Genomic DNA, 12706 nt, shown 5'->3' on the forward strand with positions numbered 1-12706 from the left:
ATGCGCTTCGCGAACGCCCCCATCTCGTACGGCGTCTTCGGCGACCTGACGGTCGAGGGAGCGACGACCACCGAGGAGCTGCTCGCCACCATGGCGGAGACCGGCTACGCGGGGTCCGAGCTCGGCCCTCCCGGCTTCTTCGGTTCGATCGACCGGATGGTCGCATCGTTCGATGCCGCTGGTATCGATGCCGTGGGGGCCTACGTCCCGCTGAACACGCAGCAGCCCGGGCCCGTACTCGATCGGGATCTCGAGCGCATGGAGATCACTCTCGACGAGATCGAGGCGGTGAACCCCGGGGCGCTCGTCATCCTCGCGGACGAGGGCGATGCGGAGATCATCGCGCAGCCGCGCAAGGACCCGTCGCGCATGCTCGGCGCAGAGGACTGGAAGCAGCTCGTCGAGACCGTGCAGGGCGCCGCCGACCGAGCCCGCGCCCGCGGGCTCGAGGTCTCGTACCATCCCCATGTCGGGACCTTCGTCGAGCTGCCCGACGAGATCGAGCGCTTCCTGAACGACACCGATATCCCGCTCACGTACGACATCGGGCATGTGGTGCTGGCCGGCGGCGACGGCGTCGCGCTCTTCCGACGCTGGCGCGACCGCATCAACCATGTGCATATCAAGGACGTGCTCCCCGGCGTGCTCGAGGAGGCGCGCGCGAACGGCGCCGATTTCGAGGAATGGTTCCCCCGCGCGTGCACGCGGCTGGGGGAGGGCGAATCGAACCTCGCGGCTTTCGCGGGCGCGCTGCGCGATACCGGGTACGACGGCTGGGTGGTCGTCGAGCAGGATCGCGAACCGTTGACCGCTGACACCTACCGCCGTGTCGTGGCGGATCAACGAACGAACCTCGAATGGCTGCAACGGCACCTCGCCGTCTCGGCCGCAAACTGAAAGGACCACTAGCGATGTCAACTCAACGTCGAATGACGCGCCTCGCCCCCGTCGCGCTGGGCGTCGGCCTGGTGCTCGGGCTCTCCGCCTGCGGCGCTCCCGGAGGGAGCGCGAAGCAGGCCGCGGAGTTCACTCCGATCGATGCCCCGGTCACGGCCGAGCAGGTCGCCGAGCTCGGCGACGTCACCCTCAACGTCTGGGCGGATCAGGGCGAGCAGGATCTCATGGACCAGTTCGTGCCCCTCTACGAGGAGCAGTTCCCGAACGTGGACGTGCAGATCCAGTTCAAGAGCTACAACGACCTCACGGCGACCGTGCTCAACGCCATGAACTCGGACGACGCGCCCGATGTGACGCAGGGCAACCAGGGCTGGGCCACCGACGGCGCGCTCGTGAAAGCGGGTCTCATCCGGCCGCTCGACGACGTCGCCGATGCCTACGGCTACCGCGAGGCCGCGGGCGATGCGATCACCCAGCTCGAATGGTCGGAAGACGGCAAGACGTTCGGTTCGGGCACCGTCTACGGCATGTCGCCCGACAACCAGATGGTGGGCCTCTTCAGCAATACGGAGAAGCTCGCGGCGCTCGGGCTCGAGGTACCGACCACGCTCGACGAGTTCGAGGCCGCACTCGAGACGGCGAAGGCCGCCGGCGAAGTACCGCTCACGCTCGGCAATTCGGATAAGGCGTCGGCGATGCAGGCGCTCTCGCTCGTGCAGGGCGCGCTGACGCCCGCCGAGGACACCCGCGCATGGATCTCGGGTGCCGAGGGATCGGACTTCGCGGTCGACAGCAATATCGCAGCGATCGAGAAGTTCACCTCATGGGCGCAGGCCGGATACCTGACCGAGGGCTACGACGGCATGAGCCCCGATGATGCCGCGACCGCGTTCGCGGGCGGCGACGGCGTATTCTTCGTCCACGGCAACTGGTACGCCGGCACCATCTCGGACGGCGCGAAGTTCGACTTCTCCGCGGGCCTCACGGACGGCGACTATGCGACTGCAGGGTCCTTCGGTATGCCGTGGCATGTCGGTTCGGCCTCCGAAGCGGAGCTCGCAGCGGTCGCCTTCGTCGGCATGCTGAACTCCGAAGAGACGTCCTCGATGCTCGTCGACGTGCAGCGCGTGCCGATCTACTCCGTCGAGGCGGGCGATCCCGCGACGACGTTCCCCGACCTCCTCGCGGCATCGAGCGACCAGCTCCAGGGCGCGGGCCCCCTCTTCTGGTACGACTGGGCGACCGACACCATGTTCGACACCTTCACCGGCGGACTGCAGGAGGCCATGGCGGGCAAGACTGCGCCGGAGGATCTCGCTACGCGCGTCCAGGACGACTGGAGCGCCTTCCACGACAAGTAATCGGATGATGGCGCACCCGACTCTTCGAACCGGGTGCGCCATCGACGATGGATGGCAACGGACATGCATACAACAGCCAGAACCCGGAACCGGCGCTCTCTCCTGCGCCGGTACGACTGGGACGCCTATCTCTACCTCCTCCCGGCCTTGGTCTTCTACGCCTGGTTCCTGCTGCGGCCGACGATCGAATCCGCGTGGATCGCGTTCTTCGATTGGGACGGCATCGGCCCGAGCACCTGGGTCGGTCTCGGCAACTTCGCGGACGTGCTCGGCGACCCGAAGGTCTGGGAAGCGATCGCGCACTCGTTCGTGTTCGTCGTCTTCTACGCGCTGCTGCCCATCGCGTTGGCGCTGCTCATCGTCGGCATCGTGTCGCGCTTCCGCGTGAAGGGCCTCGCGTTCTTCCGCGCCGTGCTCTTCATGCCGTACATCCTCTCGACCGTCGTCATCGCCATCGCGTGGCGATGGATCTTCGCCGAGACCGGCCCGTTGAACTCGGCACTGCGCGCGGTCGGCCTCGACGCGCTGACGCGCAGCTGGCTCGGAGATTTCGGCACCGCGCTGCCGTCGGTGGGCATCATCGGCACCTGGGCGATGTTCGGCCTCGCCTTCGTGCTCTTCGTGAGCGGCCTGCAGGGTATCCCCGGCGAGCTCTACGAGGCGGCGCGTCTCGACGGGGCCGGTCCCGTACGCGAGTTCTTCACCGTGACCCTCCCGGGGCTCCGCGGCGAAATTCAGGTCGCTCTCGTGCTGCTCATCACCGCAGCGCTGCGCAACTTCGATATCGTCTGGAACACGACGGCGGGCGGCCCCGGCAACTCGACGACCGTGCCGTCGTACTTCATCTATCGCGAGGCGTTCACTGCGCACCACGTCGGCCGCGCCTCGGCCATCGCCATCATCCTGATGCTGCTCATCTTCGCCGTGGTCGGCCTCGTCATGTATCTCACCCGCCCTGACGATCGGGGGAACCGATGAAGGTCGCACGCCACGAACGCATCATCGGCTACATCGTACTGATCGTCGGTGCCATCCTCGCGTTCTATCCGTTCTTCTCGATCCTGATGCTGTCGGTGACGCCCGCGGACGCGCGTCGTCCCGGGCAGGTGATTCCTCCCGCCTTCACATTCGAGAACTTCATCGAGGCCTGGACCCGCGGCGGTTTTGGCTCCGCGCTCTGGTCTTCGCTCGTCGTAGCCGTCGGTGTGGTCGTCGGTGCGCTCATCGTCTCGATGCTCGCGGGCTACGCGTTCGTCGTGCTGCGCTTCCCCGGCAAATCGCTCATCATGGCGGTGCTGCTCGTCGGGCTCATCGTGCCGTACGAGGGCATCATCGTCCCGCTCTACTACCTGCTCGACGGCATGGGGCTGCTCAATACCTATTGGGCCCTGATCCTGCCTCAGATCGCGACTTCGGTTTCGCTCGGAGTGCTCTGGATGCGCACGACCTACAGCAACATCCCGAAGTCTTTGAACGAGGCAGCCCGCGTCGACGGCAATACGCACTGGGGCGCGCTCTGGCGCGTGTACGTGCCGATCTCCGGGTCGGGCATCGCCACCCTCGGCACGCTGCTGTTCCTCTACACCTGGAACGAGTTCCTCATGGCGCTCGTGCTCGTGCCGCAGAACCCGGACGTGCAGACCGCGCCGCTCGCGCTCTCGTTCTTCGCCGGCAGTACGCGCAATTTCGACCCGGGCGTGACCGCAGCCGCGGCCGTGCTCGTGGCATTGCCCATCCTGATCTTCTACGTCATCTTCCAGCGACGATTCATCAATGGAATCGCCGCCGGTGCAGTCAAAGAATAATTGAGAGGAAGCGACGCGATGTCGAACCCGCACAATCCGATCGTCGTCCACCCGGACGCCGAAACACTGGGCAGCGCAGTAGCCGCCGATATCGCTGATCGTATGAGCGAGAAGATCGCGGCAGGCGGGCGCTTCCTGCTCGGCTGCCCGGGGGGGCGCTCGCCGCAGACGACGTATGCGGCGCTCGCCGATGAAGCCGCTAACCGCGGTCTCGATCTCGGTTCGCTCGTCATCGTGATGATGGACGACTACCTGCAGGAAGTCGATGGCGGCTGGGATCACATCCCGGCCGACGCGCACAACTCGTGCCGTCGCTTCGCTCGGGAGGACATCCAGGCCGTACTGAACCGTGCGGTGCCCGAAGAGCACCGGGTTCCCGATGCGAACGTCTGGTTCCCGAATCCGGCCGACCCGTCCGCATACGACGGCCGGATCCGCGACGCCGGCGGTATCGACTTCTTCATCATCGCGAGCGGCGCCGGCGACGGTCACGTCGCATTCAATCCACCGGAGTCGCCGGTCGACTCCCGCTCCCGTATCGTCGAGCTCGCCGAGCAGACTCGTCGCGACAACCTCGCGACCTTCCCCGACTTCCCCTCGATCGATGCCGTGCCGACGCACGGGGTCACGGTCGGTATCGCGACGATCGCCGAGCTCTCGAAGGCGGGTGCCCTCGTACTCGTCGGGGCCGACAAGCAGTCCGCATTCGGCAAGCTGGCCGACGGCGAGGGGTACGACCCGAGCTGGCCTGCGACGGTGTATCGCCTGATCGATGGCGCCGTGCTGCACAGCGACGCCGCAGCTGCCGGAGATCGCGCCTGATGACGAAAGCGACGAGCAGCGCGAGGGAGCTCGGGAGGGCGGCCTCCGGCGCTCGCCGTCGCATCATGGAGCTGATCGACTCGGGCGTCTACCCGCCGGGGAGCAAACTGCCGGGCGAGCGCGAGCTCGCAGTCGCTGTCGGAGTGAGCCGAGCCGTGCTCCGCGACGCGCTCGGCGTACTCGCCGACGAGCAGCAGCTCGAGGCATCGCCCTGGCGGGGCTGGTTCGTCACCGCCCCGCATATGGAGGAGAAGGTCGATCTGCTCTCGTTCACCGAGATGGCCGAACAGCGAGGGCTCCGCGCCGGCGCCGAAGTGATCGACTTCGCACGCCGAGCCGCGACGCTCGAGGAAGCGCGCAGACTCCGCCTCGCCCCCGGTGACGAGGTCTTCGATCTCGTACGTCTGCGCACGCTCAACGAGAACCCCGCCTGCGTCGACTACACCGTGATGCCGGTGGCGCTGATGCCGAGTGCGACGCGCGATGACTTCGTCGATGCCTCCCTGTATGCGGTTCTCGAAGCACGCAGTGCAGTCGTGATCGTGCGCAGCGACTACGCGGTACGCGCAGAAGGCGCGGCCGCAGAGGACGCCGGAAGGCTCGGCATCGACTCCGGGTCCCCGGTGCTCGTGGGCGAGGAGACCGCGGGAGCGATCGATGGCGTGCCGAGGCTTCTCGGCCGAGTGGTCTACCGTCCCGACGCGTACGAGTTCCACGCGACCCTGTTCAGATCGGTCGGCGCATGAACGGGACTGTTCTCGCCATCGATATCGGGGGCACCAAGACGCTCGTCGGCCTCGTCGATCGTGCGGGCTCGGTCCTCCTGGAATCCGAGCAGACGACACGTCCCGGGGCGGCGCCCGAAGCTGCCGTCGAACCGGGCAGCACGGACGAGTTCGATCGTGCATTCGCGTTCGGCTGCGAATTCGCTGCATCAGCGGGCGTGCATCCGGTCGCCGTGGCGGCCGGGGCTCCGGAGTACGTCGCCGCCGACGGCACGGTCAGTACCTCGGAGGTGCTGACCTGGCAGCGCCAGCCCGCTGAGTCACTGCTGCGACGCGCGACACAGGCGTTCTCGAGCCCGAGTGCCGGCGTAGTGCCGGCGGTGCTCGACTCCGACGTGAGACTGGGAGCATTGGGGGAGCTGCGCTTCGGCGCGGGGCGAGGCCTCGGCTCGTTCCTCTATGTCTCCCTCGGCACGGGATTGTCGTCGACGCTCGTGATCGACGGGCGGCCCTGGGCCGGTGCGCGCGGCCAGGCGATCGCACTCGGCGAACGGGTGATCGGATCGGGGGCCAATCTCGAATCGTTCGCGTCGGGGACGGCACTGACGGTACGCTACGAAGCGGAGACCGGCGAGCGCCTGCCCGGGCCCGAGCTCGTGCGCCGAGCGAACAGCGGTGATCATGTCGCCGCCGAGGTGCTGCGCACTGCGGGCGAGGCGCTGGGCGATGCATTCGCCGATGCGCTCGAGCTGCTCGATCCGGGCGCGATCATCGTGGGCGGCGGTCTCGGGTCCGCTGAGACTCCCGTGATGGATGCGGCGCGAGCGCGCTATGAATCCCGTGCCGTGCACCGGGCCGGCGGCGCGCCGCTGATCACGGCGACGTGCGGCAAGCGCTCGGCTCTGCTGGGTGCGGCCGCGCGCGCCTGGGGGCTCGTTCAGCCCGCGTGACGCTCGAGCGCGCCGATCTCGGCGCCGCTCTCGTCGAACAGGGTCAGGGTATCGCCCGACAGCTCCGCCGTGCGCGCCTGCACGAGCCACGTGTCGACGCCCTCGCAGAACATGAGCGTCGACCGCATGAGTCCGAGGTCGATGCTGCCGTCCTCGACGGTGAACGACCCGCCGACCGAGTTGCACCCGTCGGTACCGGAGTAGTCGCCGGAGCCCTCCGTGCCGCTGAACTCCAGCGACGGCGTCGCCTGCGCATCCGGGTCGCCCCACGTGCCGATCAGTTCGCCCGAGGGCGACGCGCATGCCGAGAGTCCGATGAGCACCGCTGCGGCGAGGGCGGTCGTGCGCAGGAGAATCTTCATGCTGCTCAGCATAGACGGGGCACGCCGGAGGCGCGCGGGTCGGAACCGGGCATCCGCTGTGCTAGTTTTAGTATGTTGAAATTATTTGATGTTTATTGAAACTTGACTGGAGCAGCGCGCCGCGGGGCGCCGCAGCGACGGCACGACGGAGTGTTATGAAGATCGTAGACCTGCATTCGGATGTCTTCACCGACATCGCCTGGCGGGTGTCCCAGGGCGAACGACAGGTATTCGACCGCCTCCATTATCCCGCACTGCGCGCCGGCGGCGTCGACACCGTGATCTGCGTGTTCTGGGTCGAGGAGCGCCACCTGCGGCAGGCGAGCCCGCGCTTCAGGGATCTGCGGTCGCGGGTGCTCGCAGACCTCGCCCGCAGCGAGCACGCGAACATCGTCGCCGAACCGGCGCAGCTCGCGGACGCGCCCGAGGGGCGCATCAACATCGTGCTCGGCCTCGAGGGGATGAACTTCTTCGAGACCGACGCCGTGCTCGACAGCGAGCAGTCCGTCGACGAGCAGATGCAGCAGCTGCACGAGAACGGCATCCGCCATGCGATGCTCGTCTGGAACGACAACAACGCACTCGCCTCGGGCACGGGGGCCGCGCATCCGAGCCCGGAGCCGGGACTCAGCGCCGCCGGCCGCCGGGTCGTGCGCTCCATGCAGCAGCGCGGCTGGGCGCTCGACGTCTCGCACCTCGACGTGAACTCGTTCTGGGGGATGCTCGAGGCGACCGAGGCCCCGATCATGGCCTCGCACTCGAACGCATTCGCCCGCTGCCCGCACGAGCGCAACCTGCGCGACGAGCAGCTCCAGGCGCTCGCCGAACGCGACGGGCTCATCGGCCTGAACGCCTACTACGCGTTCGTGGACGAGGAGGACCCGAACCTCGACGCGTTCATCGACCACGCCGTGCACATCTGCAGCCTCATCGGCGTGCGCCACGTCGGCTTCGGCTTCGATTTCCTCGATTTCCTGCCGACCGAGCACGGCGGCTCCTTCATGGGCGGCCGCACCCGGGGGCTCGAGAGCCACCGCGACATCCCCGCTCTGATCGAGCGCATGTCGGCACGCGGCTTCTCCGAAATCGAGATCGCCCAGATCGCCCATGTCAACGCCACGCAGTGGCTCACCCGAACCGCACCCGCTACAAGGAAGTAGGTACCACCTCCCATGACAGACACACTGATCCAACCCGATGACACGCTCACACTGTGGTCGATCATCATCGTCTGGGCCACCATCAGTATCGTGCTCGAGCAGCGATACAAGTGGGCCAGCCGCATCTCCGGCGCCATCATCGCCCTCATCGGCGCGCTCGCGCTGTCGAACCTGAACGTGATCCCGACCGAATCCTCGGTCTACGACGCGGTCTGGGGATTCATCCTGCCGCTCGCCATCCCGCTGCTGCTCTTCCACGTGGACCTGCGGCAGATGTGGCGCGAGAGCCGCAGGCTCCTGCTCATCTTCCTGATCTCGACGGTCGGCACCGTCGCCGGCGCGATCCTGAGCTTCTTCCTGCTGCGCGAGCACATCCCGTACCTCGACAAGATCGCGGCCATGATGACCGCGTCGTACACGGGCGGCGGAGTCAACTTCGCCGCGATGGCCGGCAAGTTCGAGACCCCCGGCGAGATGGTCTCGGCCACGATCGTCGCCGACAATCTCATGATGGCGCTCTTCTTCGTCGTGCTCATGGCGATCCCGGCCATGTCGTTCTTCCGCAAGCGCTACCAGACCCCGCACCAGGATGCGGTCGAGCGCGACGCCGCCGCGGCCGGTGACGACGGCACCGAGACTGTCGCGGCCGAGTACTGGGGGCGCAAGGAGATCTCGCTCAAGGACATCGCGCTCTCGATCGGCACCGCGATCTTCCTGCTCGCCGTCTCGACGAAGCTCGCCGAGTTCTTCGCGGGCATCATCCCGACGGGCGACGGCGACAACGTCTGGCTCAACCTGCTCACCGGCATCTTCGGCGACAAGTACCTCGTGCTGACGACGCTCACCTTCGTCGCCATGCTGCTCTTCCCCGGCTACTTCAAGTCGATCGCGGGCAGCCAGGAGATCGGCACCTTCCTCATCTACCTCTTCTTCATGGTGATCGGCATCCCCGCCTCGATCCCGCTGATCGTGCAGAACGCGCCGCTGCTGCTCGTCTTCGTGTTCATCATCGTCGCATGCAACCTCGCGCTCTCGCTCGGCCTCGGCAAGCTGTTCAAGTTCGATCTCGAGCAGATCCTGCTTGCCTCGAACGCGAACATCGGCGGCCCCACGACCGCCGCGGCCATGGCCATCGCGAAGGGGTGGAAGAACCTCGTCGGCCCGATCCTCGTCGTCGGCACCGTCGGCTACCTCATCGGCAACTACCTCGGCACCGCGGTAGGGGTCACATTTGCTGGCATGATGTAGGCATGGTGTCACTGGGGTCGGCCGATGTTTGACGGCACGAGGCTGCGCGAGCTGCGCCAGAAGCAGGATCTGACGCTGAAGGATCTCGCCGAGCGATCGGGCGTGAGCCTGAGCATGATCAGCCAGATCGAGCGCGGCAAGGCCGACCCCACCCTCACCACCCTCTACAAGATCTGCAAGGGCCTCGAAGTCCCGCTGTCGATGCTCGTCGTCGACGACGCCGAGGAGTTCCAGATCGTGCGCGCCGATGAACGGCGCGTGATGAACTTCCCCGACTCGCGCTCGCGCTACGAGTTCTTGACGCCCAGCCATCACGGCGGCGTCGAGATGCTCATGATCCATCTCGAGCCGGGCACGCACAACCGGCACCAGGTGCAGCACACCGGCGAGGAGTGCGGTCTCGTGCTCTCGGGCATCCTCACCGTGTCGCTCGCGGGCGAGGAGCACGTGCTCCGCCCGGGCGACAGCATCAGATATCTGAGCACGTTGCCGCACCGCCTGCACAACGACTCCGACGAGGTGACGGTGTCGGTGTGGGCGATGACGGGTCAGGCTCTGTAGCGGTGCTCGTCCAGGGATCGCGCGAGCAGCGCCACAGCGACGCCGACGATCACGAGCAGTCCGAGCGCCCAGCGCAGTGAGGCGGCACCGGCGAACAGGCCGATCGCGGGGCTCGCCACGACGGCGCCGACGCGCATCAGCCAGCCGATGAGCGTGAGCGCTGTGCCCTGCCTGAGCCCCGGCACCTCGGCGGCGGCGCTGAACGCGCTCGGGATGAGCGTCGCCGAGCCGAAGCCCGCGAGCGCGAGGCCGGTGAACAGCAGCACGGGGCGGCCCTCGGCACCGACCACGGCGAGCCCGCCCGCGGCGATGAGGATGCCGCCGAAGCGCGCGACCCGTGCCCGGCCGTAGCGATCGATGAGCGGGTCGCCGGTGAAGCGGCCGAGGCACTGGCTGCCGATCATGAGAGTGTATGCGATGCCCGAGACGGCGGGCGGGCTTCCGCCCACCGCGACGGCCGAGAGCGCGGCCCAGTTGTTCGCGATGTCCTCCACCACGGTCGCGAAGAGGCCGATGCAGACGAGCGGGGCGATGGCGACCATGATGCGGCGCCGGCTCGGGGACGGCTGCTCGGCGCCCGTTGCGCCGCCGCCCGCTTCGCGCACGCGGGCCCTCCCGGTGAAGCGTAGGGTCATGGCCCCGCCGGTGATCACGAGCGCCGCCCCCGTGCCGCCCGCGACGATGAGGTAGGCGCCGATGCCGAGTCCGGCCGCGGCCGCCGCTGTGGCGAGGGCTCCGCCGGCGACGCAGCCGAGGCTCCACATGGCGTGCATCGACGAGATGATCTGCCGTCCGCGCCTGCGCTGCACGGTGATAGCGGCATCGTTCTGGGCGACGTCGGCGATCGCGTCGCAGAAGCCGATCGCGCCGAGGCAGGCCGCGAGCATCCAGGGGGCGCCCGCGAACCCGGCCGCGGCGAGGCCGGCCGCGAGCAGCAGCGTCGAGCCGATCGAGACCGGAATGGGGCCGAAGCGCCCGACGAGCGGGGCGGGCAGCGCCGACGAGACGATCGCGCCGGCGACGAACGCCGAGACGACCAGGCCGAAGGCCGCCGTATCGAGTGCGAGCCGCTCGACGAGCAGCGGGTACCAGGGGAGCAGCGACGCGAAGAGCGCGCCGTTGCTCGCGAACATCAGCGCGACGCCGATGGTCGGGCGCAGCGTGCCGTCTCGTCGCGTCATCGTCGCACCGCCATCATCGCCCGGGTGCCGTCCGCCCGCGCTACGCGGTCGCCGGGAGCGCCCAGCGGCTGCCCCAGGAGCGCGAGGCGCCCGCGGGGGAGACCGTCTGCGCGACGCCGCGCGGGTTGTCGTCGCGCAGCACGTCGGGCAGGAACGCGGCGGGCGCGTTCTGGAAGGCGACCGGGCGCAGGAAGCGGGTGATCGCCGAAGTGCCGACCGAGGTGTTCGCGTCGTTCGTTGTCGCGGGCCACGGGCCGCCGTGCTGCTGCGCCGGCGTCACTGCCACGCCGGTGGGCCAGCCGTCGAAGAGCACCCGACCCGACTGGCGTCCGAGCGCCGCCACGAGCGCCTGCAGCTCGGCGACGTTCTCGCTCGCACCCGCGGCCTCCTCGCCTCCGAGGTGCACGGTGCCCGACAGGTTGCCCTCGAACAGTTCGGGTACGAGGGCGGCGAGATCGGTGCCCTCGGGCACCTCGACGATGATCGACAGCGGCCCGAAGGCCTCCTCCACGAGCGCGTCGGCCGAGGCGCGCAGCTCCGCGAGCGGCACGGAGGCGATCGTCGCAGCGGCCCACCCCTGCTCGTCGGCGTCGAAGCGCAGCGCCCCCGGTACGACCGCTCGCACGCCGGGGGCGGCGAGCACCGCGTCCCGCCTGGCGGCGAAGGCCGCGGCGATGCGCGGCCCGAGCAGCCGGTGCTCGGCGAGACCGTCGGCCGCGGCCGCGGCCGCGGCCACCGCCTCCGTGAAGCCCGACCCCTCCGGCACGAACACGATGCCGGGCTTCGTGCAGAGCTGGCCGGCGGAGCCGGAGACGCTCGTGAGGTAGCCCGCCGCGATCCCCTCCGCGCGCTCCGCGAGCGCGGCCGCGGTGATGAAGACCGGATTCATGCTGCCGAGCTCGCCGAAGAACGGGATCGGCGCGGGGCGCGACGCCGCGATGTCGGCGAGGGCGCGGCCGCCGGGGATGGATCCCGTGAACGCGCCCGCCGCGATGCGCGGGTCGCGGAGCACGGCGACGCCCGCCTCGCGCCCGTGGATGAGCTGGAATGCGCCCGCGGGAAGGCCGGCCGAAGCGATGGCCGCCGTCGCGATCTCGGCCGTGGCGTCCGAGAGCTCCGGGTGGCCCTCGTGGGCCTTCACGATGAGCGGGCAGCCCGCCGCGATGATCGAGGCCGAGTCGCCGCCCATCACCGAGAACGCGAACGGGAAGTTCGAGGCCGAGAAGTTGATGACCGGGCCGAGCGGGAAGTGCGCGCGGCGGATGTCGGGGCGCGCCCCGAGCACGAAGTCGGCATCGGCCGGGTCGATGCGCGCGCCGGCGTAGTCGCCGTCGACCGCCTCGTCGGCGAACAGCCGCAGCTGCACCGCCGTGCGCGTCACCTCGCCCGTGAGCCGTGCCTCGGTGAGCCCGGTCTCGCGGGCCGCGATCTCGACGAGGCAGGGCTTCGCGGCCTCGAGCGCGTCGGCGATGGCGACGAGCGCCCGGGCGCGCTGCTCGGGTGCGGTGCCGGCCAGCACCGGGGCGGCCGCTGCGGCCCGGGAGACCACCGCCTCGAGTTCGGGGGAGAGGGCGATGTGCTCTCGCTGATCGGTCATGCTCGGGATCCTTCCGGCGGTGCGCTGCACCGCTCGC

At 68.8% G+C, this 12706-nt stretch carries 13 protein-coding genes; 10 read left to right on the forward strand and 3 right to left on the reverse strand.

The genetic code is table 11. The features are described from left to right. The 7 genes from NHL51_RS02080 to NHL51_RS02110 all read left to right on the forward strand — a co-directional run bounded on the left by NHL51_RS02080 (nt 1) and on the right by NHL51_RS02110 (nt 6560). Nucleotides 1-897, forward strand: coding sequence for a sugar phosphate isomerase/epimerase family protein (locus NHL51_RS02080; RefSeq protein ID WP_434141682.1), 897 nt, complete (start codon nt 1-3; stop codon nt 895-897). A gap of 14 nt (nt 898-911) precedes the next feature. Continuing rightward, nucleotides 912-2258 carry an ABC transporter substrate-binding protein gene (locus NHL51_RS02085; protein ID WP_434141463.1) on the forward strand — a complete coding sequence of 449 codons (1347 nt, stop codon included), beginning with the start codon at nt 912-914 and terminating at the stop codon, nt 2256-2258. A 63-nt stretch (nt 2259-2321) separates the two neighbouring features. After that, on the forward strand, nt 2322-3236 hold the full coding sequence (locus tag NHL51_RS02090) for a carbohydrate ABC transporter permease (protein WP_434141465.1): 915 nt from the start codon (nt 2322-2324) through the stop codon (nt 3234-3236). Continuing rightward, the gene (locus tag NHL51_RS02095) at nt 3233-4063 is read left to right on the forward strand and encodes a carbohydrate ABC transporter permease (protein ID WP_434141467.1); all 831 of its coding nucleotides are present in this window, start codon (nt 3233-3235) and stop codon (nt 4061-4063) included. The genes NHL51_RS02090 and NHL51_RS02095 overlap by 4 nt, the downstream gene beginning before the upstream one ends. Before the next feature lie 18 nt (nt 4064-4081). After that, nucleotides 4082-4885 (forward strand): 6-phosphogluconolactonase, encoded by an 804-nt coding sequence (locus NHL51_RS02100; RefSeq protein WP_434141469.1) that lies wholly within the window; start codon nt 4082-4084, stop codon nt 4883-4885. Further along, on the forward strand, nt 4885-5631 hold the full coding sequence (locus tag NHL51_RS02105; RefSeq protein WP_434141471.1) for a GntR family transcriptional regulator: 747 nt from the start codon (nt 4885-4887) through the stop codon (nt 5629-5631). Before NHL51_RS02100 ends, NHL51_RS02105 begins: the two co-directional genes overlap by 1 nt. Beyond that, on the forward strand, nt 5628-6560 hold the full coding sequence (locus NHL51_RS02110; RefSeq protein ID WP_434141473.1) for an ROK family protein: 933 nt from the start codon (nt 5628-5630) through the stop codon (nt 6558-6560). Before NHL51_RS02105 ends, NHL51_RS02110 begins: the two co-directional genes overlap by 4 nt. On the opposite strand, the gene NHL51_RS02115 is transcribed toward NHL51_RS02110, so the two are convergent. Next, nucleotides 6548-6922 carry an META domain-containing protein gene (locus tag NHL51_RS02115; protein ID WP_434141475.1) on the reverse strand — a complete coding sequence of 125 codons (375 nt, stop codon included), beginning with the start codon at nt 6920-6922 and terminating at the stop codon, nt 6548-6550. The genes NHL51_RS02110 and NHL51_RS02115 overlap by 13 nt on opposite strands. A gap of 155 nt (nt 6923-7077) precedes the next feature. Between NHL51_RS02115 and NHL51_RS02120 the strand changes: the two genes are divergently transcribed. From NHL51_RS02120 to NHL51_RS02130, 3 genes are read left to right on the forward strand one after another with little or no spacing between them, the layout of a single operon-like run. Then, on the forward strand, nt 7078-8082 hold the full coding sequence (locus NHL51_RS02120; RefSeq protein ID WP_434141477.1) for a dipeptidase: 1005 nt from the start codon (nt 7078-7080) through the stop codon (nt 8080-8082). A gap of 12 nt (nt 8083-8094) precedes the next feature. After that, nucleotides 8095-9330 carry a DUF819 domain-containing protein gene (locus tag NHL51_RS02125; protein ID WP_434141479.1) on the forward strand — a complete coding sequence of 412 codons (1236 nt, stop codon included), beginning with the start codon at nt 8095-8097 and terminating at the stop codon, nt 9328-9330. Between the two features lie 24 nt (nt 9331-9354). Beyond that, nucleotides 9355-9891 (forward strand): helix-turn-helix domain-containing protein, encoded by a 537-nt coding sequence (locus NHL51_RS02130; RefSeq protein ID WP_434141481.1) that lies wholly within the window; start codon nt 9355-9357, stop codon nt 9889-9891. Here NHL51_RS02130 and NHL51_RS02135 read toward each other — a convergent pair. Then, complete coding sequence (locus tag NHL51_RS02135) at nt 9879-11072, reverse strand: MFS transporter (RefSeq protein WP_434141483.1); 1194 nt, start codon at nt 11070-11072, stop codon at nt 9879-9881. The two genes, NHL51_RS02130 and NHL51_RS02135, sit on opposite strands and share 13 nt — an antisense overlap. A gap of 40 nt (nt 11073-11112) precedes the next feature. Next, nucleotides 11113-12669 carry an aldehyde dehydrogenase family protein gene (locus NHL51_RS02140; protein ID WP_434141485.1) on the reverse strand — a complete coding sequence of 519 codons (1557 nt, stop codon included), beginning with the start codon at nt 12667-12669 and terminating at the stop codon, nt 11113-11115. Nucleotides 12670-12706 lie beyond the last annotated feature (37 nt).

It is taken from the genome of Leucobacter sp. gxy201, from assembly GCF_051043335.1.
Lineage (GTDB): Bacteria > Actinomycetota > Actinomycetes > Actinomycetales > Microbacteriaceae > Leucobacter.

Excerpts from the sequence above, each read along its gene's own strand:
- NHL51_RS02080 (WP_434141682.1), top strand. The coding sequence starts at position 1 with ATGCGCTTCGCGAACGCCCCCATCTCGTACGGCGTCTTCGGCGACCTG.
- NHL51_RS02120 (WP_434141477.1), top strand. The coding sequence starts at position 7,078 with ATGAAGATCGTAGACCTGCATTCGGATGTCTTCACCGACATCGCCTGG.
- NHL51_RS02110 (WP_434141473.1), top strand. The coding sequence starts at position 5,628 with ATGAACGGGACTGTTCTCGCCATCGATATCGGGGGCACCAAGACGCTC.
- NHL51_RS02135 (WP_434141483.1), bottom strand. The coding sequence starts at position 11,072 with ATGACGCGACGAGACGGCACGCTGCGCCCGACCATCGGCGTCGCGCTG.
- NHL51_RS02125 (WP_434141479.1), top strand. The coding sequence starts at position 8,095 with ATGACAGACACACTGATCCAACCCGATGACACGCTCACACTGTGGTCG.
- NHL51_RS02130 (WP_434141481.1), top strand. The coding sequence starts at position 9,355 with ATGTTTGACGGCACGAGGCTGCGCGAGCTGCGCCAGAAGCAGGATCTG.
- NHL51_RS02100 (WP_434141469.1), top strand. The coding sequence starts at position 4,082 with ATGTCGAACCCGCACAATCCGATCGTCGTCCACCCGGACGCCGAAACA.
- NHL51_RS02085 (WP_434141463.1), top strand. The coding sequence starts at position 912 with ATGTCAACTCAACGTCGAATGACGCGCCTCGCCCCCGTCGCGCTGGGC.
- NHL51_RS02105 (WP_434141471.1), top strand. The coding sequence starts at position 4,885 with ATGACGAAAGCGACGAGCAGCGCGAGGGAGCTCGGGAGGGCGGCCTCC.
- NHL51_RS02090 (WP_434141465.1), top strand. The coding sequence starts at position 2,322 with ATGCATACAACAGCCAGAACCCGGAACCGGCGCTCTCTCCTGCGCCGG.
- NHL51_RS02140 (WP_434141485.1), bottom strand. The coding sequence starts at position 12,669 with ATGACCGATCAGCGAGAGCACATCGCCCTCTCCCCCGAACTCGAGGCG.
- NHL51_RS02115 (WP_434141475.1), bottom strand. The coding sequence starts at position 6,922 with ATGAAGATTCTCCTGCGCACGACCGCCCTCGCCGCAGCGGTGCTCATC.
- NHL51_RS02095 (WP_434141467.1), top strand. The coding sequence starts at position 3,233 with ATGAAGGTCGCACGCCACGAACGCATCATCGGCTACATCGTACTGATC.